The organism is Mycobacterium simiae, assembly GCF_008370645.1.
GTDB classification, from domain to species: domain Bacteria; phylum Actinomycetota; class Actinomycetes; order Mycobacteriales; family Mycobacteriaceae; genus Mycobacterium; species Mycobacterium simiae_A.
In genome coordinates, this window is the sequence record NZ_VTZN01000027.1 from 17100 (window position 1) to 42129 (window position 25030).

At 65.1% G+C, this 25030-nt stretch carries 18 protein-coding genes and 3 pseudogenes; 13 read left to right on the forward strand and 8 right to left on the reverse strand.

All coding sequences use genetic code 11. From position 1 onward, the window contains the following. Positions 1 to 202: 202 nt before the first annotated feature. Complete coding sequence (locus F0Q45_RS06900; protein WP_149653237.1) at positions 203 to 760, reverse strand: NAD(P)H-dependent oxidoreductase; 558 nt, start codon at positions 758 to 760, stop codon at positions 203 to 205. Between the two features lie 87 nt (positions 761 to 847). Between F0Q45_RS06900 and F0Q45_RS06905 the strand changes: the two genes are divergently transcribed. Both F0Q45_RS06905 and F0Q45_RS30455 read left to right on the forward strand, forming a co-directional pair. Beyond that, positions 848 to 1450 (forward strand): TetR/AcrR family transcriptional regulator, encoded by a 603-nt coding sequence (locus tag F0Q45_RS06905; protein WP_149653238.1) that lies wholly within the window; start codon positions 848 to 850, stop codon positions 1448 to 1450. 358 nt (positions 1451 to 1808) lie between these two features. Beyond that, positions 1809 to 3162 (forward strand): annotated as a pseudogene (locus tag F0Q45_RS30455) (PPE family protein); the annotation flags it as partial. A gap of 665 nt (positions 3163 to 3827) precedes the next feature. Here the strand turns inward: F0Q45_RS30455 and F0Q45_RS06920 are convergent. Both F0Q45_RS06920 and F0Q45_RS06925 read right to left on the reverse strand, forming a co-directional pair. Next, entirely contained in the window at positions 3828 to 4700 is an 873-nt protein-coding gene (locus F0Q45_RS06920) for an SDR family oxidoreductase (protein WP_149653241.1), read from the reverse strand. A 48-nt stretch (positions 4701 to 4748) separates the two neighbouring features. Continuing rightward, on the reverse strand, positions 4749 to 5417 hold the full coding sequence (locus F0Q45_RS06925; protein ID WP_149653253.1) for a TetR/AcrR family transcriptional regulator: 669 nt from the start codon (positions 5415 to 5417) through the stop codon (positions 4749 to 4751). A 90-nt stretch (positions 5418 to 5507) separates the two neighbouring features. Here F0Q45_RS06925 and F0Q45_RS06930 point away from each other — a divergent pair, with 90 nt between their 5' ends. The 7 genes from F0Q45_RS06930 to F0Q45_RS29075 all read left to right on the forward strand — a co-directional run bounded on the left by F0Q45_RS06930 (position 5508) and on the right by F0Q45_RS29075 (position 12721). Next, a complete protein-coding gene (locus F0Q45_RS06930; protein WP_149653242.1) occupies positions 5508 to 6998 on the forward strand; it encodes a cytochrome P450 in 1491 nt (496 codons plus the stop codon). A gap of 415 nt (positions 6999 to 7413) precedes the next feature. Continuing rightward, on the forward strand, positions 7414 to 9024 hold the full coding sequence (locus tag F0Q45_RS06935; protein WP_149653243.1) for a PE family protein: 1611 nt from the start codon (positions 7414 to 7416) through the stop codon (positions 9022 to 9024). Between the two features lie 323 nt (positions 9025 to 9347). After that, entirely contained in the window at positions 9348 to 9485 is a 138-nt protein-coding gene (locus tag F0Q45_RS27540) for a hypothetical protein (protein ID WP_188112821.1), read from the forward strand. Then, complete coding sequence (locus tag F0Q45_RS06940) at positions 9482 to 10468, forward strand: AAA family ATPase (RefSeq protein ID WP_149653244.1); 987 nt, start codon at positions 9482 to 9484, stop codon at positions 10466 to 10468. Before F0Q45_RS27540 ends, F0Q45_RS06940 begins: the two co-directional genes overlap by 4 nt. Positions 10469 to 10497: 29 nt before the next feature. Then, complete coding sequence (locus F0Q45_RS06945; RefSeq protein ID WP_262490898.1) at positions 10498 to 11955, forward strand: DHA2 family efflux MFS transporter permease subunit; 1458 nt, start codon at positions 10498 to 10500, stop codon at positions 11953 to 11955. A 185-nt stretch (positions 11956 to 12140) separates the two neighbouring features. After that, positions 12141 to 12287 (forward strand): hypothetical protein, encoded by a 147-nt coding sequence (locus F0Q45_RS27545; RefSeq protein WP_188112823.1) that lies wholly within the window; start codon positions 12141 to 12143, stop codon positions 12285 to 12287. A gap of 305 nt (positions 12288 to 12592) precedes the next feature. Then, positions 12593 to 12721 carry a hypothetical protein gene (locus F0Q45_RS29075; RefSeq protein ID WP_262490899.1) on the forward strand — a complete coding sequence of 43 codons (129 nt, stop codon included), beginning with the start codon at positions 12593 to 12595 and terminating at the stop codon, positions 12719 to 12721. Positions 12722 to 12925: 204 nt separating this feature from the next. On the opposite strand, the gene F0Q45_RS06950 is transcribed toward F0Q45_RS29075, so the two are convergent. Both F0Q45_RS06950 and F0Q45_RS06955 read right to left on the reverse strand, forming a co-directional pair. Then, the gene (locus tag F0Q45_RS06950) at positions 12926 to 14383 is read right to left on the reverse strand and encodes a FadR/GntR family transcriptional regulator (RefSeq protein WP_149653255.1); all 1458 of its coding nucleotides are present in this window, start codon (positions 14381 to 14383) and stop codon (positions 12926 to 12928) included. Positions 14384 to 14401: 18 nt separating this feature from the next. Beyond that, positions 14402 to 15104: pseudogene (locus F0Q45_RS06955) on the reverse strand (thiolase family protein); the annotation flags it as partial. 81 nt (positions 15105 to 15185) lie between these two features. Here F0Q45_RS06955 and F0Q45_RS29080 point away from each other — a divergent pair. Then, positions 15186 to 15551: pseudogene (locus F0Q45_RS29080) on the forward strand (OB-fold domain-containing protein). Here the strand turns inward: F0Q45_RS29080 and F0Q45_RS06965 are convergent. The 3 genes from F0Q45_RS06965 to F0Q45_RS06975 are packed head-to-tail and all read right to left on the reverse strand — an operon-like array spanning position 15525 to position 19374. Beyond that, the gene (locus F0Q45_RS06965) at positions 15525 to 16358 is read right to left on the reverse strand and encodes a class I SAM-dependent methyltransferase (RefSeq protein WP_149653245.1); all 834 of its coding nucleotides are present in this window, start codon (positions 16356 to 16358) and stop codon (positions 15525 to 15527) included. The pseudogene F0Q45_RS29080 and the gene F0Q45_RS06965 overlap by 27 nt on opposite strands. Positions 16359 to 16395: 37 nt before the next feature. Next, on the reverse strand, positions 16396 to 18561 hold the full coding sequence (locus F0Q45_RS06970) for an acyl-CoA dehydrogenase (RefSeq protein WP_149653246.1): 2166 nt from the start codon (positions 18559 to 18561) through the stop codon (positions 16396 to 16398). Between the two features lie 54 nt (positions 18562 to 18615). Then, entirely contained in the window at positions 18616 to 19374 is a 759-nt protein-coding gene (locus tag F0Q45_RS06975; RefSeq protein WP_149653247.1) for an SDR family NAD(P)-dependent oxidoreductase, read from the reverse strand. A 79-nt stretch (positions 19375 to 19453) separates the two neighbouring features. Between F0Q45_RS06975 and F0Q45_RS06980 the strand changes: the two genes are divergently transcribed. The 3 genes from F0Q45_RS06980 to F0Q45_RS06995 form a co-directional block, all read left to right on the forward strand. After that, positions 19454 to 20983 (forward strand): ATP-dependent DNA ligase, encoded by a 1530-nt coding sequence (locus F0Q45_RS06980; RefSeq protein WP_149653248.1) that lies wholly within the window; start codon positions 19454 to 19456, stop codon positions 20981 to 20983. A 405-nt stretch (positions 20984 to 21388) separates the two neighbouring features. Beyond that, entirely contained in the window at positions 21389 to 23680 is a 2292-nt protein-coding gene (locus F0Q45_RS06990; protein WP_149653249.1) for a carbon starvation CstA family protein, read from the forward strand. An 885-nt stretch (positions 23681 to 24565) separates the two neighbouring features. Then, on the forward strand, positions 24566 to 25030 hold a 465-nt coding region (locus F0Q45_RS06995; protein WP_149653250.1), incomplete at its 3' end, for a PE family protein.

Consider the following 25030-nt stretch of genomic DNA (forward strand, 5'->3'; position numbering starts at 1 on the left):
AGAAGAGATACAAGATGTTCGAAACGACATTCTTGAAATTCGCAGGTCGTAAGCGTGACACGCGTGTGTCTTCGGCGTGTCGCAGATCACACAACGCCGCTGTGATAGTCATGCCGCGAGGTATACCACCGACTACCGACACGCTTAGCGCCAATGCGGCGACCGGCACCGACCAGCAAAGCCCGAGCGTTTTGGCGCAGGCTCAGCGCACCTCAGCCGCCAGCTTGCCGAGCACGTCGCGGACGTGCGACGAGAGTTCGGCGTTGGCTGCGGGAGGCTTGCCGTCCAACGTTTGGAACGGCACTGACAGCTTGATCGCGTCAAGCACGCGAGCGCCCGCAATTCGGAAGGACTTGCGGGTCTCATCGTGAGCCCATACGCCGCCGTATCGCCCCATCGATCCCCCGATAACGGCCAGCGGCTTGTCTTTCAAAGCTCCGTCGCCGAACGGACGGGACAGCCAGTCGATCGCATTCTTGATGACGGCCGGGATGCTGCCGTTGTATTCCGGCGTGACCACCAGGGCCGCATCCGCGTTGTCGGCAGCCTCGCGCAATGCCATGACCGACCCCGGTACGGCGGCGGGCGTATCGATGTCGTCGTTGTAGAACGGCAAATCCCCCAACCCGTGGTATACGAAGACGCTGATTCCATCGGATGCCACCGCGGCCGCAAGTTCGGCGATCTGGCGATTGATCGACGCCGCGCGCAGGCTTCCCACCAACCCCAGAACTTTGACTTCAGACTTCGTCTCGGGCATGTCTCGTTCCCTTCACGTTGCAATACATCGTTGCACGATCGAATCGGACTACGGTCCGATTTATTCCCGCCGGGTTACAGTGCAGCGATGAGCGGTATCCACCGGTCGGAGGATCTGCATGCTATTGCCCAGCCGGAACGTGGCGACGCGGCCCGCAATCGCGCGCTGTTGCTCGACGCAGCGCGCCGCCTAGTCGCCAAGCGCGGTGCCGATGGGTTCACCATGGACGACGTCGCCACCGCGGCTGGCGTCGGAAAAGGCACGCTATTTCGCCGGTTCGGCAGTCGGGCCGGCCTGATGATGGTGCTACTCGACGAGGACGAACGCGCCTGTCAGCAGGCATTTCTTTGCGGCCCGCCACCGCTGGGCCCGGATGCAGCACCGCTGGATCGGCTCATCGCGTTCGGTCGGGAGCGGATCTGCTTTGTCCACGCTCATCGCGAGTTGTTGACACAAGCCAACCGCGACCCACGGACCCGCTATGGCGGGGCGGCTTCGGCGCATCGCGCACACGTACGGATGCTGCTTCAGGCAGCGCACACGACGGGCGATCTGGATGTGCAAACCGACGCGCTCTTGGCTCTGCTTGACGTCGACTACGTCGAGCGTCAGCTCAACGATTGCGGCCATACTCGGCAAACCTTGGGCGACGCGTGGGAAAGCCTGGCTCGCAAGCTGTGCGGGGAATGAGACCAGGGCGGGCCGTCACCTTCCTACCTGTCTTTCGTCAACGTACTAGCCCTCAAAACTCCGCGATCAGGCCAGGCGGCGTCGACGGACGGCTGGGGTGCGCCGCGCCCACGCCGGTCACGCCGCGGCAACATGCGCTCCGACCTGCACATTTCACAGTTAGTGAACGCTTGCTGAATCGCCGCCCGCCACAGTGAGACAGCAACGGACTGCTCACCGGAACAGACCATGCCACCAACCGGCGATCACCAAGGAGTGTCCGTCGTGGGACGGAGGCGCCGGCCGCAGCAGCGGGCCGGCAAGAACCGGCCGGCAGACACAGCTGCTGAGTGAAGACAGCCGGGAGAGGACGAGTGCGATGAATTTTTCGCTAGCACCGCCGGGGATCATTTCGGCGCGAGTATTCGCCGGGGCCGGTACCGGCCCGATGCTACGGGCCGCGACAGCCTGGGATGGTCTGGCAGCCGAACTACGCTCGGCCGCGGCGTCGTTCGGGTCCATGGCGTCGGGCCTGGCGTCGAGCGCATGGCGGGGCCCGTCGGCGGCGGCCATGATGGCCGCGGCGCCGCCTTATGTGGGCTGGTTACAGTCGGCGGCCACCCAAGCCGAACAAGCCGCGGGCCAAGCCACCGTGGCGGCGGGCCTCTACGAGGCCGTTCGCGCCGCCACGGTACCTCCTGCTTTTGTGGCAGCGAACCGTTCGCACCTGGTGGGCCTGGTGTTGACGAACCTCTTCGGTCAAAATGCTCCGGCAATCGCTGCCGCCGAGGCCCAATACGAGCAGATGTGGGCGCAGGACGTCTCCGCTATGTTCGGCTACCATTCCACGGCTTCGGCGGTCGCCTCCGCGCTGACGCCATTCACCCGTCCGTTGCAGGGCCGAGCCGCCCAGGTGAGCCAGGTGGGCAGCGCCATAGTTAACGTCGCCAGTCCCGTCGGCGCACCGGCAAGCGGCAGCGCCGCGATCGCCGCCGCCACCGCCCCCCCCGGGAATTCTTCCACCGGGCCTGTCCAGCATTTTCAACGTGGGCTTCGCCAACCTGGGTGGGCTGAACTTTGGCAGCGCCAACTTGGGCGACTTCAACTTTGGCAGCGGGAACGTCGGGAACCTCAACTTCGGCAATGGGAACCTCGGCAGCTTCAACTTCGGGGAGGGAAACCTGGGAAAAAGCAATTTTGGCTTCGGCAATCTCGGCGCCAGCAACTTTGGCTTCGGCAACAGCGGCAGGTTCAACATCGGCTTCGGTAACACCGGCGACCACAACATCGGCATCGGCAACGGCGGGCTCGGGGGCAACGGCAATATCGGGATCGGGCTCAACGGTAGCAACCAATGGGGCTTCGGCGGCCTGAACTCGGGAGCCGCAAATACCGGGCTGTTCAACTCCGGCACTGGAAACAGCGGCTTCTTCAACTCCGGTACCGGCAACTTCGGCATCGGCAATACAGGCACCTACAACACCGGTATTGGCAATACCGCCAGCACCAACACCGGCATAGGAAACACCGGCGGTTTCAACACCGGCCTATTCAATGCCGGCAACCTCAATACCGGCTCGTTCAACGCCGGATCGCTCAACACGGGTGATTTCAATTCTGGCAGCCTAAATACTGGATCCTACAACATTGGCAGCAGCAACACCGGATGGTATAAGAGCGGCAATCTCAACACTGGCGCGTTCAACACCGGCAACGGTAACAACGGCTCCTTTTGGCGCGCCAACGACCGGGGTCAATTTGGCTTCAACTATGGTCTCACCATTTCAGGAATACCGTTGGATCTGGCAGCGAGCGTCGATCTGAAAATACCAGTTACAGGGACGGTCTCAGGCCTCCGAGTAGACAATTTCGATATAAAGGTCCCGCTCGATCTGGTGCTTAGAATTCCAATTGATGACCTTGATACGGTCATCAGAGTCCCCATCGGCGGCGGTGACATCACGGTGAAGATTCCAGAGATTTTTATTGCCGCCTTCGACTCGAAATTCGATGTTGGCCCCAACTCTTTGCATGTTCCGATCCGCAACACGGTCGGACCCATTTCTATTCCGGTCATCAACATTCCGGCAGCGCCGGGCTTCGGCAATTCCACTACAAACCCATCGTCGGGATTCTTCAACAGCGGTACCGGCGGTGGCTCGGGCTTCTTCAACTCTGGCAGTTTGGTTTCCGGATTTGCAAACGAGGCCAGGAAATTTGTCTCGGGATTCGAAAATATCGGCCAGCTGACATCGGGTTTGGGAAACGTCGGCAGTATTGTCACGGGCTTGTACAACACCAGCACGGCTGGTCTAGCTGCCGCGTTCGTCTCCGGCATCGGCAATGTCGGCAGCAAACTCGCCGGGTTGTTCCTCAGCGGCACCGGGCAGTAATCAGGTCACCGGGGCATCGAGCTGGGCCGAAGCGCCCGCGTGAAGAGCACGTTGACCCGGCTCATCGCCTGGCTGTAGGGCCACCATGCGAATCGCTTGAACGCGTACAGTGCCCAGATATCCGGCGACGTGTAGATCAAGTACCGGTTCTTGGCCACCCCGGCCAAAATTTTTTCGGCCGCCTTCTCCGGCGCCACGGCGTGCCTGGCAAAGCGATCCACCCAACCACTGACATGGGGATGATCGCGGTCAACGCCGGCAATCTGAATGGTCTCGACCAAAGGCGTTTTCACCGCGCCCGGCACCACCACCGACACGCCGATGCGGTGCCGCGCCAAGTCGAAACGGAGCACCTCAGAAAGCCCACGCAAGCCGTACTTGCTTGCGCTGTAGGCCGCATGCCACGGCAACGCAACCAGCCCGGCCGCCGACGACACGTTGACCAGATGCCCGCCCCGACCGGCCGCCATCATCGGCGGAATGAATGTCTCGATGACGTGGATCGGACCCATCAAGTTGACTGCGACAACATTGCTCCAGTGCTCGTGGGTGAGCTGATCGACGGTGCCCCAGGCCGAGATACCCGCGATGTTCATTACCACGTCCATGCTGGGCTGCTGAGTGTGGATATCAGCCGCAAACACGGCCACGTCGTGGTGGTCGGCGACATCGAGCGCGCGATGCGCGGGCACTCGGGCACCTAACGCTCTGGCATCAGCCACGGTGAGTTCCAGACCGTCCGCGTTGCGGTCAGTCAGATACAACTCGGCACCCTGTGCGGCCAGCCGCAACGCGGTGGCGCGGCCAATGCCGCTGGCTGCGCCGGTGAGGAAGCACCGCTTTCCCGCGAAGTACCGTCCGGATGCCAAGTCTGTCATGGCCGTGACGATACCGACGGAGCTAGATCGCTCGCTGCCACCAGGGGCTCAGGCGTTCAGTGAGCAGCCGCCCCATAGCGCACTGAGCCACATCCGCTCCAGCACACTTATCCGACGCTCCAGGTCGCCGTCATTGCCGACGAGCAACGGGTCCCCGGTCAGTGCCAGCGCGGTGGCGCCCGCCAAGGTGCGGATCAACGTCGGAATGTCCTCGCTGATCGGGTGCGCGGTCCCGGCTCGCACTTCCGCCTCGACCACCCCCACGATCTGCCGCAGTACCCCTTCGAATTGCTGGTCAAGAATATTGCGGATCTCGATATCGGTGTGGCGTGCCGCATTACAGGCCGTCATCACCGGATCGTTGTGGGAGTAGACAGCGGCGGCGCTGCCGACCATCCGCTTGGCGAACTCCTGCGGCGACTCGCCCTGTTGACGCGGGGCGAAGTATTGAGTGAGTTCCTCGAGTTCCTCGGCTGCCTCCGCCAGCATGTGGGCCAGCACTGCGTATTTGGAATCGAAGTAGAAATAAAAGCCGGAGCGGGCTACCCCGGCTCGATTGCTGATCGCGCTAACCGACAGCTCCGCGAACGGTCTCTCCAGCAGCAGTTCGCGCACCGCCTGCAGGATCGCTTGTCGGTGCTTGTCACCACGCCGCCGCAATGCCGGCGCACCTTGCTCCTGGTGGGGGGCGTGGCTGTTCACCTCTTGACCTTGCATCAACCCGCGCAAAAAGGAAACTTGACAGCCGTCAAATACGGGCTGAGGATGGTTTCTAGTGACGGCCGCCACAACCCGTTAAGGAGCGTTATGTCCACGAGCAGGGCGACCATTAGCACCCCGACCTACCTACTCGACCAAGCCCAACGCCGGTTGACCCCGTCGTTCAACAACTTCCCTGGCATGGGACTGGTCGAGCGTTGGCTACTAAACGCGCAATTTCCGCAGAAGACGCTCGCCGAACCACCACCGGGTAGTGGACTCAAGCCGGTCGTTGGTGACGCGGGGCTGCCGATCGTGGGCCACATGATCGAGATGCTGCGCGGCGGCCCGGACTACCTGATGTTCCTCTATCACACCAAGGGTCCGATTATCTTCGGGGACTCGCCATTCCTGCCGTTCGTCGTCGCGCTGGGCCCGGACGCCGCACAATCCCTCTACTCCAACCGCAACAAGGACTACTCGCAGCAGGGCTGGGTCCCGGTCATCGGGCCGTTCTTCCGCCGCGGACTCATGCTGCTGGACTTTGAGGAGCACATGTTTCACCGGCGGATCATGCAGGAGGCGTTCGTCCGGTCCCGGTTGGCCGGCTACGTCGAGCACATGGACCAGGTGGTGTCCCAAGTAATTGCCGACGATTGGGTAACCAACGACGCGCGGTTCCTGCTCTACCCAGCGATGAAGGAACTCACTCTCAACATCGCCTCGATGGTGTTCATGGGCCACGAGCCCGGCACCGACCATGAGCTGGTCACCAAGGTCAACAGAGCGTTCGCGACCACCACCCGCGCCGGCAACGCGATCATCCGCACCAGCGTGCCGCCGTTCACCTGGTGGCGCGGGCTCAAGGCGCGCGAGCTACTGGAGCAATATTTCGCGGAGCGGGTCGAGGAACAGCGCGGCAAGGACGGCAACGACCTGTTGACGGTGTTGTGCCAGACCGAAGACGAGGACGGTAACCGGTTCTCCGACCAGGACATCGTCAACCACATGATCTTCTTGATGATGGCCGCCCATGACACGTCGACGTCGACGGCCACGACGATGGCCTACCATCTGGCTGCCCACCCGGAGTGGCAGCAGCGCTGTCGCGACGAATCCGACCGCCTCGGTGACGGACCGCTGGACATCGAATCGTTGGAGAAACTGGAGTCGCTCGAGCTGGTGATGAACGAGTCGATCCGGTTGGTGACACCCGTGCAGTGGGCGATGCGGCAGACGGTGCGCGACACCGAACTGTTGGGCTACTACCTGCCCAAGGGCACCAACGTCACCGCATTTCCCGGGCTGAATCACCGGCTGCCCGAAATCTGGACCGACCCAAAGACCTTCGACCCGGAGCGGTTCACCGAGCCGCGCAACGAACACAAGCGGCACCGCTACGGGTTCACGCCCTTCGGCGGTGGCGCCCACAAGTGCCTCGGGATGGTGTTCGGTCAATTGGAGATTAAGACGATCCTGCACCGGCTGCTGCGCCGGTACCGCCTGGAACTGCCGCGGCCGGATTACCATGCGCGCTGGGATTACGGTGGCATGCCGGTGCCCAAGGACGGCATGCCGATCATGCTGCGCCCCCTCTGATTCGCCCCGTGACCCGAGCAGTCCGCGGGGCAGCCGGTCGCTGAACAGCAGCACACCCGGCGCTGTCGACGGTACCCTCCGGTCACCGCGCAGACGTGCCGCACGCGTAGGTGCGCGGGATTGCCTGCGGTGCACCGTCGCCATGTCTTCTCAGAGTCGATGCCGGTTGTTTGGAGTTGCCCGCAGCGCGGGTGCCACGACGGCGCCACCGAATAACCCGCCGTCTCGCCCGATGCCTCACGCAATCTCACCATCCAGGGTTGCGGCGGGGTCGCCGCATTTCGTTCGATTCTCGGAATAACAGGACCGCCTACCCAGAGCGGGCGATACGATACGGTCCTGCCGATTGTCGGGCGGTAAACATGCGATCCCAGGGTTGGCATGAAGTTGCGGCAATGGCAGTGGGAGGTGGCAAATGTCGTACACGATCGCCACGCCGAACTTAATGGCGCTGGGGGCAACAGATCTGGCGAGCATCGGTTCGTCACTCAGCGCGGCTAACGCGGCTGCTGCGGTCGACACGACGGGCCTGGTTGCGGCCGGCGCCGATGAGGTGTCTGCGGCTATCGCGACGTTGTTTAGTCGGCATGCCCAGGCATATCAGGCGCTCAGCGCCCAGGCGGCGGTGTTCCAAAGCCAGTTTGTTCAGGCCTTGACCGCGGGAGCGGACGCGTACGCCAGTGCTGAGGCGGCCAACGCCTCACCGCTACAGGGGTTGCTCAACGCCGTAAATGCGCCCGCCCAGGCCTTGTTGGGGCGCCCGCTGATTGGCAACGGCGTTAACGGCGCACCCGGGTCCGGGGCAGACGGGGGCGCCGGCGGGATCTTGATCGGCAACGGCGGGGCCGGCGGTTCCGGCGCACCGGGCTTGCCGGGCGGCAAAGGCGGGACGGCCGGGCTGTTCGGCACGGGAGGGGCGGGCGGCGCAGGCGGGGATGCACCGGCCGGGAAGGTCGGCGGTGCCGGAGGGGCCGGCGGCAACGGCATGCTGTTCGGCGCCGGCGGCGCCGGTGGCTCCGGCGGGTTCGCCTCCACCGGCGGCGGGGCGGGAGGGAGCGGCGGTATGGGCGGGCTGTTCGGGGCCGGCGGCAACGGCGGCAATGGCGGATTCAGCCAGGTCGCGGGCGGGGCCGGCGGCGACGGCGGCAACGGCGGAATGGTATTCGGCGCCGGCGGAGCTGGCGGAGTGGGCGGGTCCAGTGGGTCGTTCGGCACCGCGGGCGCCGGCGGGGCCGGCGGCAGCGGTGGACTGTTCGGGTCCGGCGGCGCCGGCGGCGCGGGTGGACTCAGCAGCATCAGCGGAACCGGGGGTGCCGGCGGAGCCGGCGGCAACGCCGGACTGATTGGCAATGGCGGGGATGGCGGCACCGCCGGATCCGCCGACACTATCGGCGGAGACGGCGGGAAAGGCGGGGCCGGCGGCCTCTTGTTCGGCTCTGGCGGCACCGGCGGCGCTGGTGGAAACAGCGCCACCAACGGCGGAGCCGGTGGAGCCGGCGGCGACGCCGGGATATTTGCTGGCAACGGTGGAGCCGGCGGATCCGGCGGGGCCGGCGGCAACCCCGGCCTCCTCTTCGGCACGGGCGGGGTCGGCGGGGCCGGCGGCCGCGCCGGCCTGCTCTTCGGCGGCGGTGGGGCCGGCGGCACCGGCGGGCTCGGCGACCGCACCAGTGGCGGGTCCGGCGGAGCGGGCGGCGACGCCGGCTTGCTCTACGGGGACGGCGGGGCCGGCGGTGCCGGCGGCGGCGCCGGGCTGTTCGGCACAGACGGCGATGGCGGGTCCGGCGGGGAGGGCGGTAAGGCCGGGCTGATCGGTAGCGGCGGTAACGGCGGGGCCGGAGGGGTATCCACCGCAACAGGGCCTACTGGTACCGGTGGCAACGGCGGTAAGGGCGGCGATGCCCGGCTGATCGGCAACGGCGGTAACGGCGGCAACGCCGGTACCGGCGTGCTGCTGGGCAGCGTCGGCGCGGGAGGCGCCGGAGGGCTGTTGCTGGGCCAGAACGGGATGTCTGGACTAACGTAGCCGGCGGGGCCCAAGGACTGGCAATCGCAACAAGGCCGTCATTGGCTGGCTCCTGCACTACGGCCACGCCAACGTCGCCCGCGACCATCGCCGAGCGGCACGGCTAACGCCAGCGCATCCAACGCATGACCTGGCAGGCGACATCGTCCGGTTGGTCAACCCCGCCTCAGTGGCCGGGTGACCGGCTCAGCCCTGCCGCACCTACGCGCATCATCCGCTGCCAGGCCAGCGGCACCGGAGAGGTGTAAGCGAAATTGCGGAAATTTGCATCCAGTGAGCGATCTATTTGGACTAGGGACGCAGGCGGATGTTACACAGATTTCGTGCATCGTCTGGGTCGGCATCCAATGCGCGCCGAGCGCGAGTTTGGCGATGGCGGATGCACCGGCTCCGAGACGCAGATCGGTCACCCCGACCCGCTGAGCGCCGACTCCGTCACCGGTGTGGGGGCGCCCTGGTGACGCACGGAATGGTGCTCGGGAGGTTCGTGCCACCCCATGCCGGACACATCTACCTCTGCGAGTTCGCGCGCCGATGGGTGGATGATCTGACGATCATCATCTCGGTACAGGCCAAAGACCCGATTTCGGGCACCCAACGCTTGGCCTGGATGCGGGAGCTGTTCCCCTTCGATCGCGTGATCCGGCTCGAAATCGAGAACCCCCACTACCCCTCGAAGCAGCCGCCATCCTGGCAAACATGGAAGGCGAGGCTGCAAGAAGTCCTTCCGAGGCGTCCGGATTTCGTCTTCGCCTCTGAGTCGTACGGCGCGAACTTCGCCGAAATCCTCGGAGCGCGTTTCATCTCGGTCGATCAGGGTCGCGCGGTCGTTCCGGTCAGCGCAACGCGCATCCGCGCGGACCCTTTTGCGCACTGGCAACACATCCCGCGCTGCGTGCGGCCCGCCTTCGTGAAACGGGTCAGCATCCTCGGACCTGAGTTCACCGAGAAGAGCGCTCTCGCCAGGACGCTTGCGGGAAAACTCGGAACGAAGTGGGTTCCGCAGTGGTCAACGGCACCAGAAGCGGTAGCTGGCGGCGGGCCCGCGGGCCTGGATTGGGCCGAAATCGTTCGCGGGCAGATCGCTTCGGAGGAAGCCTTGGCTCGCGACGCCGACCGCGTGCTGATCTGTGATACCGATCCGCTGGCCACTGCCGTGCGGGCCGAGGCGCTGCTGGGGAGCTGCCCGCCGGAACTCCGCCAATCAGCCCGGCGCCGCTACCATCTCACGCTGCTCACCACGCCTGATGCGTCCTCGGACCCGGCTGGGGCGCGTTATCCACTCAGCCGCGGCGATGACTTTTTTGGCCGCTGCGAGCGCGCGCTGCGCAGCCTGGGACGACGATTCGTTGTGCTCAGCGGCGGTTGGGAAGAAAGAATTGCGGCGGCTCTGAACGCCGTGGAAAAGCTGGCGCCTTTTCATCCCCCGAGTGGCTTACCGTGATAGGGCGCCCGGGGGCGCGACGACCCGCTGTGCCCTCATATCCCGCGGACCAAATCCACCGCAGCCATCCGGCCAAGCTCGACGCCAGGCTGTGGTGGATCGCCGCAGTGTGCGTCGCGGGCTCATTCATGAATCTCTTGGACACCACCGTTGTCACCGTTGCGTTACGCACGTTCGTCGCCACCTTCGACTCGACCCAGGCCGTCGTCGCCTGGACGATCACCGGCTACACGCTCGCGTTGGCCGCCGTGATCCCGCTGTCGGGTTGGGCAGCCGACCGATTCGGCACCCGACGAGTCTTCATTGGCTCCGTCGTCACCTTCACACTGGGCTCGCTGTTGTGCGCGATAGCCCCTGATATCACCATGCTGATCGCCGCGCGGGTGGTGCAAGGCATCGGCGGTGGCATGCTCACCACGCTGACCCTCACCATCGTGAACCGCGAGGCAGGTCCTAGGCGGGTCGGTCGCGTGATGGCCGTGCTGGGCATCCCGGTTGTGCTCGCCCCGGCTTTCGGCCCGGTGCTGGGCGGATGGCTCATCGACAGCTACAGCTGGCAGTGGATCTTCTGGATCAACCTGCCGGTCGGAGTGGCCGCAATTGCCCTGGCCGCGATCGTGTTGCCGCACGACGACTCGGCACCCTCGGAACCCTTCGACGCCATCGGGATGCTGCTGCTGTCTCCGGGCCTGCCGATACTGCTGTACGGGATGTCCGAAATCCCCAGCCGCGGCAGCGTGACTGATAGCCACGTAGGGATACCGGTGGCAATTGGTATGGCGTTGATCGTCGGGTTCGTATTTCATGCCCTTTACCGGTCCGGCAAGCCTCTCATCGATCTGCGCTTATTGACCAACCGTGCGTTTACCCTCACCAACGCGGCCATGTTCCTTTACATCGTCTCAACTTTCGGCGCCGGGGTGCTGTTTCCCAGCTACTTTCAACAGCTGCTTAACCAGACTCCGTTACAAGCCGGGATGAGCGTGGTCCCCCGCGGAATCGGCGCCGCGATAACGGTGCCGTTGGCGGGCACCGTGATGGATCGACGTGGCGCGCGCGGGGTTCTTGTCCTGGGCGTCACGCTGATCGTCGCGGGCATGGGCGTCTTCGCCTACGGTGTTGCCAGCCAGCGCGAGTCGCTGCCGATGCTGTTGACCGGTTTGACCATGGTGGGGCTGGGCATGGGCAGTACCAGGATGCCGCTAGTCGCAGTGGCAATGCAGACCCTTGCCCCGCATCAAATGGCAAGAGGTTCGACGCTGATCAAAGTCAATCAGCAGGTGGCGGCCGCGGTGGGAACCGCGCTCATGTCGGTGATCCTGACTAGCCGGCTTGACCGACCGGACCAGCACCTTTCCCAGAACGATCTTTCCTACGCCTACAGCGCGGCCTTTCTGGTGGCGGTCGCATTGGTCAGCTTGACCTTCCTACCGCTGGCTTTCCTATACAAAAAGCCTAGCGGCACAGGTGAATACGGAACAACGTAGCGTCAGCGCATCCGTCATCTCGTCGATGTCCATCTCGGCATCGCCGAGTACGAGGGGTGTCGGAAAAAAATAGACCGCGCCAGAATGGCTCAAAAACGGCTCCCCGCACTAACCGACGGCGATAGCATCTGGTGGCGGCGGCAATCCCAGACAACGGATCGTCTAGCAAACGAAAGGCGCGGTCGATGAGTGCGAACAAAACCAGCAAAGGAATGCAAGCAGTCCGGACGGTGGTCGTGGTGCTGGCCGCGGCATTAGCGGTGGCGTCGGCGGGCTGCGCTACGTCACATACCCCGTCTGTCCCGTCGGTCGTACCCGAGAGCGTCGGCTAGGCCGCCAATCGGGGTAAGCAACCGGCCGTCGATCATTACGTGTCCGGCGCTGTCCAATAGCCACCAGATCGTTCGAACGACCGCGTCAGCCTCTGCGGCCGGCCTGAGCCCTATCTGAAAACCGGTCTAGCAGAACCGGATTGGTGGTCATCGTCGGTTCTGTGGACGAGCACCACACCCGGCGGTATGCATTTTCCACGAATGCAGCAAAAGCGCACCTTGTCCGCGGTGACCCAGATAACATCAGCAGACAATGTTCGTTGCAAGCCTAGGACGCGTCTGCGCGAGCAAGGAAAGGTAAACCCATGAGGGCAAAGAGGAAGACATTCCGGTTGTTGGCGGCCGCACTGTTCGCTGCATTCGCAGTGTTCGCGGTCGGATGTTCGTCCACACTGACCCCGGTGCCCAGCCCAGAGCAGGAGCTGCGCCGGTAACTCGGCCCCTGACCAGCCGATCGGCCACGAAGCGAGCCACGAAGTTCAGATACTCCTGCTGGGAGTGGTACGGCGGCGCGGACGGACGAAGCTGCGTGCTCGGTCTCCGGGCTTGCGGTCAACGCCGCGCTGCTGGGCCGGGCTCTGGCTTGGAGACACGGATACCCGGATGCCCGCCAAAGGCGTTCGTTAGTCGTGGATGTGCTACCACCACCGGGAGGCGGCGGCATCGAGATGACGGCGGATGCGATAACAGGCCAGGCTGTCGTCGCCAGCGTGGATGGCTTCGAGAATCCGCCGGTGAGCGCGTTGGACGGAGACGAGGTCGCTCCGGGCTGGCGGCTTCTGCCTGCTGCTGGACCCATGGCGGCGAAACAGCTCGATGATTATCCGGAGAAACAGGTCCAGCAGCCTATTGCCTCCCAAGTGAGCCAGCCCGACATGGAACCGATATTCCTCGACTGCGGCCGTACGCACGTCGATTGTTGCTTGGTCAACGGCGCAGTCACTCAATGGGCCCAGCGTAGTCAGCATGGCGGCCACCTGGGGGCGGCGGCGTAGCTCCACGACTTTGTTTACGTTGGCAATTTCGATGACATCCCGCACACACCGTAGGTCTTCGCGACTGGGTCTGCGGTACTGCAGGTACAGCGCAATGGTCTCGATGCTGGCCTGCGCGTGCGGTTGGGTGACGACCAGCCCACCGCCGGGCCCTCGGCGCATGTGTGCGATCGCGTGATATTCCAGCAGCCGCACCGCTTCTCGGAGCACTGCTCGGCTCACCCGGTAACGTTCTAGTAGCGCCGTCTCGGTCCCGAAAACCGAACCGACCGGCCACCCGCTGGTGCCGATGTCGTCGCCGATCGTGGCGGCCAATGCCTCGGCAAGCTTGGCGCGAGGCGCCTCGGGGTCCACTCGCGGTGTGTTGCGCGTAGGCCGTGACCTGTCAGCGCGCTGGTGTTGCTGCAGCCAGGAGGTCACAGCTTGCACGTGTTGTTCACTCAGCGCCTTGGCCCGCGCTGAATCACCGGCGGTGACTGCGGAGACGATCTCGCAATGGTCGCTGTGCATCTGGTCGACCGCCTCCTTCGCCTCGATCGCCGAGTCGGTCCGCGAGGCCAGCGCGTATCGCCGGGTCAACCTCATCGATACTTCAATAAACAGTTGAAGGACAGGGTTTTTCGACTGCTGCGCGAGCGTGACGTGGAATTCGTCGCGCGCGTCGGTTAAACCGGGCTTTCTCTGCTCTTCGGCGCTCAACACCGCTCGCAGCCGGTCGATTCCGGCCTCGTCGATGTGCTCGGCGGCCAGCGCGGCCGCTAGCGGCTCGAGCACCAGCCGCGCGTGGAGTAGGTCATCGAGGGTGGTGCCCACGTACTCCAAGTAGATGACGACCGCGCGAGTCGCAGGCCCGGCATCGGGTGCGCAGATGAACAGCCCGCCGTTGGGTCCGCGGCGCATCCGGGCAACCTGATGGTGCTCGACCAGCCGGACAGCTTCCCGCAGCACCGACCGACTGACTCCATATTGTTGTTGCAGAGCGCTTTCGGACCCGAGCGAGTGTCCGACGGGCCAGCCGCGACGGACTATGTCGGCCTCGATGCACCGGGCAATTTTTGCGGCTCGCTTATCGGTACCGACCGCGTCCGGCTGAACGCTCAACTGAGCGACCTCAACCCCCACCCCGACCTCCGGCCGCTGGGATAGCTGTCGCTCCCCCTGCCTCACCGCGCAACTGCAGACACCCTTCCTGCAGCGCCCAGTAGCCGTGCCTGCGCCCGGCCGAAAGTTGGCCCCTGCAGGTGTTCAACGGCAGCTTGCCGTCACGAGCGATCCGCGCACCGCCCTCCGCGAACGGACCGGCTTGACCGTCGGCGCAACTGCCCGGGGCCGCTAACCAGGCGATGGTCAGAAACGCAAACCCGTGGTACAACTGCGCGACGTCGAGATTGGCTGGGCTCAGCTGCGGGCGGTACCACATCTGGGTCGCGGCGTCCGATAGCGCAATCTTGTGGTTATCGTCGCGATGGAACCAGCCGCCGGCGCCCGCGGAGCCCCCGATCGCCACGGCGCGGTGCAGACAGTCGCGGGCATACGCCGCACCGGAGACCAGCACCGCGATCGAACCGTCTATCGGGACATCACAATCCAGCAACCCGAACAGCGTCGACACCGGCCGCGCACCCAGATAGTCGGCCATTGTCATCGGGTCACGATAAACAGCCCCGGAATTCAGCGCCGCATCGCGCCGGGCGCTGAGGGCTACCCAGCCGAGCTGTTCCTTGGTGGCTCCGTACAGCTCCATATGGCGACGACAGTTCAGTGCTAGCCAATTCGCCGCCGAATAGGCATGAGCAGCAACCAAATCGGTGATGCCATCCAGGATCGCCCCTCTTTCGAAGTACTCCATATGCACCGTCCGCCAGGCCAAGGTCGCCACGAATTAATAGAGTGTACTGTATTGATGGTGTTCGTCGAGCCGACATCGCCGCTGCCCATCGAGCACGACCGGTGCGCCCGCGGGGTGCATCCAGCGACCGGCGCATGTCACAACTGCGGCAGACAGCTGATAGCCCGGCGGTGTCCGGGCAGGGTACGGTGTTCACTTACACGGTCACCACCCACACCACCCCCAACGCTCTGTGTGATTGCCCGAGTGGAGCTGAGCGAACAGCCCGGGCTTCGGCTAGCCGCCAACATCGTTGACTGCGAACCGGATTCGGTGACATCCGGAATACCCGTCGCCATCCGGACGGAAAAAGGCAGCGGCGGCGCCGCGTTGTTCGCTCCGGCCGTGCGGTGGTCACCGCTTGCGGGCGGTGACCAATAGGTACTGCCACTCCATTGCCGACGCCGTGGCCAAGTGGCGGTCGCCGAGGCCGGCCAGCGACGCATCCAGTTCCGCGACCCGGTCCGGTTTGTCCGCTATTCCCCGGTACGCCGCAACCGTCGGTCCATAATGCGCCTTGAAGTAGTCGCGGAAGGCTGCCCCGTCGGCGAACTGGTCCACCCGCAGCGTGTGGCGCTGGGCGCTGAAGTCGCTGACACGATCCCCCAGCAAATGCCGGACGTGTTCTTCGTTGCCCCATAGCGGCGCCGGTTGGGCGCCGGGCAGCGGCGCGGCCAGGTATGGCTTCATGGCCGCAAACATCTGGCCGATGAAACCCTCCGGAGTCCAGGCGATCAACCCGATAACCCCGCTGGGTCGACAGACTCGAACCAGCTCGTCGGCGCAGCGCTGATGGTAGGGCGCGAACATTACGCCCAGGCAAGACAGCACGGCGTCGAACTCGTCACTGTCAAACGGCAGGGCCTCGGCATTGGCCTCCACCCATCGCAGGCTGGCACCACGGGTTTGGGCGAGTTCCCGGCCGCGATCCAGCAGCTGCGGGCACAGATCGCTGGCAATGACGTCGGCGCCGGCCAACGCGGCCGGTATCGCCGCGTTGCCGGTTCCGGCAGCGACATCGAGAACGCGATCACCTGCGCCGACACCAGTGGCGGACAGCAGGATTGGGCCCAGCGATGCGACGAGTTCAGCCGCAACTGTCGGATAGTCGCCCAGCGCCCACATCGCGCGGTGCTTGCTTTCGTATCCTCGGTCGGCAGGGGCGGGCTCCCGAGGCACAGCGTTCATGGTTGAGTTGCCTTTCTGCTCGCGCCACCTCGCCCCACTAGTTGATCAGCGGGTCGCGCGGCATGCCGAGAATACGCTCGGCAATTTGGTTTCGGGTGACCTCCGAGGTACCGCCGGCGATCGCCATGCCGCGAGCACCCATCACCATCCGGCCGACCACCGAGCCAGGCCCATCCACCAGCGCGATCTCGGGTCCCAATAGCGCCGCCGAGATGGCAGCGCCTTCGATCATGTGCTCGGCCAGCTTGAGCTTGGTGACATTGCCTTCCGGTCCCGGGCCGGCACCTTCGACGCTGCGCGCCGCGCGACGCAGATTCAGCAGCCGCAGCGCGTGATCCTCGGCCAGGAAAGTCCCAACCCGGATCTCGGCTCCTGCCAACCGATTTACCTCGCGCTGTGCCAGTTGCACCAGTTTGGCAGCCAGCCCCTCATAGAACGACCCACTGCCGCCGATACTGACTCGCTCGTTGCCCAGCGTTGCCCGCGCGACCGTCCACCCGGAGTTCGGCGCGCCGACAACGTCCTCATCCGGGACGAACACGTCGTTGAAGAACACTTCGTTGAATTCCGAGCCGCCGGTGATCTGCCGCAGCGGCCGCACCTCAACTCCGGGCCCCTTCATGTCGATGATCACCGTGGTGATACCGGCGTGTTTGGGGGCTTCGGGATCGGTGCGCACGGTGGCCAGCCCGCGTGCGCAGTACTGCGCCCCACTGGTCCACACCTTCTGCCCGTTGATCTTCCAACCGCCCGCTACGCGGGTGGCGCGCGTCTTGACCGAGGCGGCATCCGACCCGGCCTCCGGCTCGGAGAACAGCTGGCACCAGATCTCCTCCTGACGCAGCGCCTTCTCCACGAACCTTTCAATTTGCCAAGGGGTTCCGTGCTGGATCAAAGTCAGGATGACCCACCCGGTGATCGAATAGTCCGGGCGCCTGATGCCCGCCTTGCGGAACTCCTCGTCGATCACCAACTGCTCCACCGCATCCGCGGCCCGCCCCCATGGTGTGGGCCAGTGCGGCATCACGTAGCCGGTGGCGATCAGCTTGTCCAGTTGCGCCTTTCTGTCCAGCCCAGCGAATTCGGCAGCATCGGCGCGGATTTGGGTGCGTAGTTCTTCGGCCTCGGGCGGCAGGTCCAGGCTGTTGGCGCGGGCAGCACCGGCCGCGGTGCCCTCGAAGATATCGCGGGCCGGTGCGTCGCCGCCAAGCAATGCGGCGCTCACCAGCGCCCGCCGCAGATGCAGGTGCGCATCATGCTCCCAGGTGAACCCGATGCCACCGTGCACCTGAATGTTGAGTTCGGCATTGCGTGCGTAGGCCGGGAACGCCAGCGCCGCCGCCACCGCCGCGGCAAGGCGAAACTGGTCCTCATCCTCCGACGCCGCGCGGGCGGCATCCCACACCGCGGCGATGCCCGACTCTGCTGCCACCAACATGTTCGCGCAATGGTGTTTTACCGCTTGGAAAGTCGCGATGGTGCGGCCGAACTGCTGACGTACCTTGGCGTAGCCGACGGCGGCGTCCACGCAGTCAGCCGCGCCGCCGACCGCCTCGGCAGCCAACAACGTCCGGGCCCGGGCCAACAGCGATTCGCGCGCGCCAGCAAGAATGTCATCGGCGGTCACTCTTACCTGGGTCAGGCGAACGCGCCCGGAACGCCGGGTCGGATCAAAGTTTTCCGGCACCTGCGCCGATACACCGTCGCGGCTGCAGTCGAGCATCAGCACGTCGTCACCCGCGGTGACCAATAGCAGCTCGGCTAGTCCGGCGCCCAGCACGATCCCGGCCTCGCCGTCAGCGACGCCTTCGTTGACCTGTACTCGGCTATCGACACCTACACCCGCGGTGACGGTTCCGTCGATCAACCCCGGCAGCAGCCGCGCTTGCTGTTCGGCAGTACCGTCTTTGGCGATCACCGCCGAAGCGATCACGGTCGGCACGAAAGGTCCCGGCGCTACAGCGCGGCCGAGTTCTTCGATCACCACCACCAGTTCGGGTAAGCCGTAACCAGATCCACCGTGCTTTTCGTCGATGTGCAGACCCAGCCAGCCGAGCTCGACCAACTGCGGCCAAAACGGTGGTCGCTGTTCCTCGGCCGCATCAAGCAGTGACCGCGCCGCCCAGCGCGCCTTCTGCGCGGTTAGGAACCCGCGGGCTACCTCGGCGAGCTCGCGATGGTCGTCGGTGAGTGCGATACCCATTCAGGCCCTCCTCGCGGGTCCTGCTGATTTTCTAAAGAGTGTACTCAATGCGGGCTACTTGGGCGCGAACCGCTGCCCGGCGTCCAGCCGGATGCATTGTCCGTTGAGCATCGGGTTGTCCACGATGGCCGCCGCTAGTTTCGCGTACTCGATGGGCCGGCCCATCCGCTTGGGGAAAGCCGCGTCTTTAACCAGCTTCGCCGCCATCTCGTCGGGAACCATGGCGGTCAGCCCAGTCAGGAACAGGCTCGGGGCAATGGCCAGCACCCGGATTCCCATCGACCCGAGGTCACGCGCCATGGTCAGGCACATGCCGGCGATCGCGGCCTTGGCGGCGGTGTAGGCGACCTGGCCAATCTGGCCCTCGAAGGCGGCGATAGAGGACGTGTTGATGATGACGCCGCGCTCTTCATCTTCGGGCTCGTTCTTGGCCATGTGCGCGGCGGCCAGTCGGCTGATGTTGAAGGTGGCGATGACGTTGAGATCGAGCACGGATTGGAAGGATTCGAGGTCGTGTGGGCCGGACTTGGTCAGGGTCCGCTTGGCGATGCCACCGCCGGCGGTGGTCACTGCGACGTGCAGGCCGCCGAGATGGTCGACCGCGGCCTGCAGTGTCTGTTCGGTGCCGGTGAAATCGGTGACGTCGACCGGGTAGAACGCACCGCCGAGGCCCCCGGCAACTGCCTTGCCATCGGAATTTTCGCGGTCGAGCACGGCGACCTGGGCGCCGCGTGCGGACAGCAACTCGGCGGTGGCTCGACCCATTCCCGACGCGCCGCCGATGACGACGACCTTCTTGCCGCTGATCTCCATCCGGACCTCCTTGTTTCTTTGGTTAGGCACGCTAGCGCGCCCACGGGAGGCTTGTCAGCGAGCCATGCCAAGCTGAACCGTGCTCCTTCGCGACGTAGCCGCCACCTCGCTCGACGTAGGGGGCACATCGTCGCGACTCAGCAAGGTCGGGCGCATTGCCGAGCTGCTGCGCCGAGCGGCGCCCGAGCCGCAGCTGGTCGCGATCATCGTGGCGTGGCTCTCCGGTGATCTGCGCCAGCGCCAAATTGGGGTCGGCTGGGCCTCTTTGCGATCGCTACCACCGCCCGCGCCGCACGCATCGTTGACCGTGGCCGGAGTGGACGCCGCCTTCACGAAAATCGGCGCCGTATCGGGCAGCGGCTCCCAGGCTAGGCGCGCGCAGCTAATCGCCGAACTATTCAGCGCCGCAACCGAATCCGAGCAGACCTTCTTGGTCAGGCTGTTGGGCGGTGAACTGCGCCAAGGAGCCCTCGCCGGGGTCATGGCCGACGCTGTCGCCAAGGCCGCCGGCATCCCCACCGCCGCGGTGCAGCGCGCCGCGATGCTGGCTGGGGACCTTCCGGCGGTGGCCGCCGCCGCTCTATCCGGCGGAGCGGCGGCACTGGACGCGTTTAGCCTGCACGTGGGCAGACCAGTCGGGCCCATGTTGGCGCAAACCGCGACCAGCGTGCCAGACGCGCTGCAACGGCACGCCGGCACAACCATTTTCGAAGCGAAGCTGGATGGCGCCCGGGTACAGGTTCATCGCGCCGGCGACCACGTCAGCGTCTACACCCGCAGTCTCGACGACGTCACCGCCCGGCTGCCCGAGGTAGTACAGGCCACGCTGGCACTGCCGGTAACCCAGCTCATCGCCGACGGCGAGGCAATCGCGTTGCGACCCGACAACCGTCCGCATCGCTTCCAGGTCACCGCGTCACGGTTTGGCCGATCGGTCGACGTGGCGGGGGCCCACGCCGCACGGCCGCTCTCGGTGTTTTTCTTCGACATCTTGCATCGCGACGGCGCAGACCTGCTGGACGCGCCCACCACCGAGCGGCTGGCCATCCTTGATGCCCTGGTGCCCGCCCGGCATCGCGTCCACCGGCTGATGACCTCCGATGCGGCTGCCGCGGCCGCCTTCCTGGACGCAACGCTGGCCGCCGGCCACGAGGGCGTGATGGCCAAAGCGCCGGGCGCGCCGTACCAGGCGGGCCGCCGGGGCGCTGGATGGCTCAAGGTGAAGCCGGTGCACACGCTGGATCTGGTGGTGCTGGCGGTCGAGTGGGGTTCGGGGCGGCGTCGCGGGAAGCTGTCCAATATCCACCTGGGCGCCCGCGATCCGGCCAGTGGTGAATACGTCATGGTGGGCAAGACGTTCAAGGGCATGACCGACGCCATGCTGGACTGGCAGACCGTCCGGTTCACCGAGCTCGCCATCGGCGGCACGGATGGGTACGTGGTCCAGCTGCGTCCCGAGCAGGTCGTTGAGGTGGCGATCGACGGGGTACAGGCGTCGTCGCGATATCCCGGCGGCGTGGCGCTGCGATTTGCCCGCGTGCTGCGTTACCGCGACGACAAGGGCCCGGCCGAAGCCGACACCATCGACGCCGTGCGTGCGCTGTACTGACGCACCCGCGACTGTGAATTCTGCGACGCGACACGCCCGTTGCGCGGCGTCGCCAGATTCACTCTCAGGCAGTTAGAGCCTGGCGATTCCCCTTGGGAAGACCGGTTTTGCGCCGGCTCGCCTTCGGTGCGCGCGACGGCCGTGCCGCTCCCTAGAGCGACCTTGGCAACCACTGCAGGCGGGCCGGCGCGAGCCGCCGCCATCACCTCGGCGACGGTGAACACCGGCTCCGGCGACCCGGGTGTCCGATGTTGGTCCCACACCTGAATCGCTTGGTCCAGGTCAGCGTTGTAGTCGCGCCATCGCCATAACGGCATCAGATAACGGTAGGCCCTTAGTTGGGCTGCGCACATCACTGTCGTGGTGCAAGATCACCAAGGACAAACGCCATTGAGGGAGGAGCCGTTGGCCCAGCCGACCCGGCCAGACCGGATCGAGGAATGCTCCGGTGACGTCTGCTATATCCGCACCGATGCGCACCTGCCGCCTGTCGCCATCATCGACCGCTCCCCGATCACCCTGAAACACAAGATCTTTTTCGCTGTCATCGCCATTCTTGGAGCGTTAGCCTGGGCGATTGTCGCGTTCGCACGCGGCGAAACGGTCAACGCTGTCTGGCTGGTGGTCGCAGCGAGCTGCACCTACATCGTCGCCTTCCGCTTCTACGCACGGTTGATCGAAGCGAGGATCGTCGCGCCGCGCGATGATCATGCCACCCCGGCCGAGTACCTCGACGACGGTATGGACTATGTGCCGACCGATCGGCGGGTGGTGTTCGGCCACCATTTCGCCGCCATCGCCGGGGCGGGGCCGCTAGTGGGTCCGGTGTTGGCCACCCAAATGGGCTACTTGCCCAGCACGCTGTGGATCGTGGTCGGCGCGGTGTTTGGCGGCTGTGTGCACGACTACCTGGTGCTGTGGATTTCGACGCGGCGCCGTGGCCGGTCGCTGGGCCAGATGGTTCGCGACGAGCTGGGCGCCACCGCCGGCGTAGCCGCCTTGGTCGGGGTTCCGGTCATCATCGCCATGGTCATCGCGGTGCTGGCGTTGGTGGTGGTGCGCGCCCTGGCGCAAAGCCCGTGGGGCGTGTTTTCGATCGCCATGACCATCCCCATCGCGTTGTTCATGGGCTGCTACTTGCGGTTCCTGCGGCCAGGCCGCGTCGCGGAAGTGTCGGTGATCGGGGTCGGATTGCTGCTGCTCGCCGTCGTGTCCGGCGGTTGGGTAGCCGAAACATCTTGGGGTGCAAGCTGGTTCAGCTTGTCGCCGGTCACCCTGTCGTGGCTGCTCATCCTCTATGGTTTTGCCGCGTCGGTGCTGCCGGTGTGGTTGCTGCTGGCGCCGCGCGACTACCTGTCAACGTTTATGAAGGTGGGCACCATCGCGTTGCTGGCCATCGGCGTTTTCGCGGTTCGACCGGCTATGGCAGCCCCGGCGATCTCGCGGTTCGCCGGGGCCGGCGACGGGCCGGTGTTCGCCGGTTCGCTGTTCCCCTTCCTCTTCGTCACCATTGCCTGCGGTGCGTTGTCCGGATTTCACGGTCTGATCTCGTCGGGAACGACACCGAAAATGCTGGAGAAGGAGGGCCAGATGCGCCTGATCGGCTACGGCGGCATGATGACCGAATCTTTCGTGGCCGTCATCGCGCTGATCACGGCGTCGATATTGGACCAGCATCTGTACTTTGTGCTCAACGCCCCGGCCGCTCAGACGGGTGGCACCGCGGCCAGCGCCGCGCAGTACGTCAACGGGCTCGGTTTGTCGGGCTCCCCGGTGACCGCGGATCAGATCAGCCAGGCCGCCGCCGGCGTGGGCGAGCACTCGATCGTGTCGCGCACCGGCGGCGCCCCGACGCTGGCCTTCGGTATGTCCGAAATTCTGCACCGCGCGTCGGCGGGCGTGGACCTCAAAGCGTTCTGGTACCACTTCGCCATCATGTTCGAGGCGCTGTTCATCCTGACCACTCTTGACGCCGGTACCCGCGCCGCGCGTTTTCTGGTCTCCGACGCGCTGAGCAATCTGGGTGGGCCGCTGCGCAAGCTGCAGAATCCGAGCTGGCGCCCGGGCGTGTGGCTGTGCAGCCTGGTGGTGGTCGCCGCGTGGGGTAGCACTTTGCTGCTCGGCGTCACCGATCCGCTGGGCGGTATCAACACGCTGTTTCCGCTCTACGGTATTGCCAACCAGCTGTTGGCGGGGATCTCCCTGACGGTGATCACCGTCGTGGTGATCAAGAAGGGCCACCTGAGGTGGGCTTGGATACCGGGTGCGCCGCTGCTGTGGGATCTGGCAGTCACGTTGACCGCGTCGTGGCAGAAGATCTTCTCGTCCGATCCCGCCGTTGGCTATTGGACCCAACACACGCTCTACCAAGCGGCCAGGCAAGCGGGCAAGACGGCATTCGGTTCGGCTGCCAATGCCGATCAGCTCGACGACGTCATCAGAAACACGTTCATTCAGGGCACCCTCTCCATCGTCTTCGCCGCGGTCGTCGTTATTGTGTTCGTCGCTGGAATACTTATGTCGTACAAAGCTATTCGTGGTAGCGGCAGGCCGCTGACCGAGGACTCGCCCATGCCATCGAAGTTGTTTGCACCCTCGGGCATGATCGCCACCACAGCCGAACGGCAGGTGCAGCGACAATGGTCTGCGCTGTCGCAGCCACACAAGCGGTTGGCGAAGCGAACCACCGACCGCTGACCAGTGACACCGAAGCTGACGGCGTGTCGGGCATAACAAACGCCTGCGCAGGTGGCGCGCCAGTAGGTGGGCCGTCCGAAGCCGCCGCAGCGTGGCGCAATGATCTCGGTGCAGTCGAAGCCAGCCGAGGTGGAGTCGCGGGATTGAATCGCCGAGACTAACCGAGCCGTGGTGACTGTGTCTGATGAACCGGGCGACCAAGCCGTCGCGAGCGCCGCGGTTCCGGCTTTCAGTTCGTCGGCGACGATGGCGCTGCATCATCAATTCCAGTTGAACGTGAATTCCCGCTATTTTTACTGGCTTTCGCTGCCCCCGACCAAGCGCCAACGGGCCAGGATCGGATCCGAGCGCTTACACAGCGCGGATGGGCACGTTGGCACGAATTGTGAGGTTTTCGGCGCCGCAGCCGATTTCCGGAAACTCGATGGGCGACGGCGAGCAGCTGGGCGAGCAGGTCGTGCGCTCCGACTAGTGCATTCTCGACGTGGTTGGCCTGGCTACCGGGGGCAGCACCAAGAAGAACTTGCCACAGAGCTTTTCATATCGCCTCGTACCGTAGGAACCATCTCGGCGGCCGCGCCGCCTGGCGCGGCCGTGCCTCTCTCACATTCAGCCTGCCGGTGAAGCTGCACGTCATCCGGCTGCGAATTAGCCTGCAGTAACTCGAAACTAGCGCAATCACCAACAACTCGGCAGGGCAGCAGGCTTGCCGACAATGGGCTCCACGCACGTCACCGCATGACTAGCGACTTCGTATTGCTGACCTAGGCGTCGTCGAAACCCCCCACGCCAGGTCGGTTCGCGTTACTGTTGGCCCAAGCCCTAGCCCGGCAGGCGTCAAGGCGGCGATCAACTGGTCCGGTATCGGCGATCGAGGTGCCTACGATGTCGTACTTGTCCCTAGTGCCGGAAATGGTGAGCGCGGCTGCCAGCGATTTGACCAGCATTGGGTCGGCCATCAGCGCCGCCAATGTTGCGGCGGCCTCGATGACGGAGCTGGCCCCGGCGGCCGCCGACGAGGTGTCAGCCGCCATCGCGGCGGTGTTCGGCGTCCATGCCCAGGCTTATCAATCGGTGAGTGCGCAGGCCTCGATGTTTCATGACCAGTTTGTCCGGGCCTTGACCGCAGGTGCTGGCTTATACGGCAGCGCCGAGGCTGCCAACGCCTCGCCGCTGCAGAATGCCCTGAACCTGGTGAATGCGCCCGCCCAGGCGTTGCTGGGGCGCCCGCTGATCGGCAATGGTGCCAACGGGGCTCCGGGGACCGGGCAAGCCGGCGGCCCCGGCGGGCTGTTATTCGGCAATGGCGGCAATGGTGGATCCGGTGGGGTAGGCCTGGCCGGCGGGAAT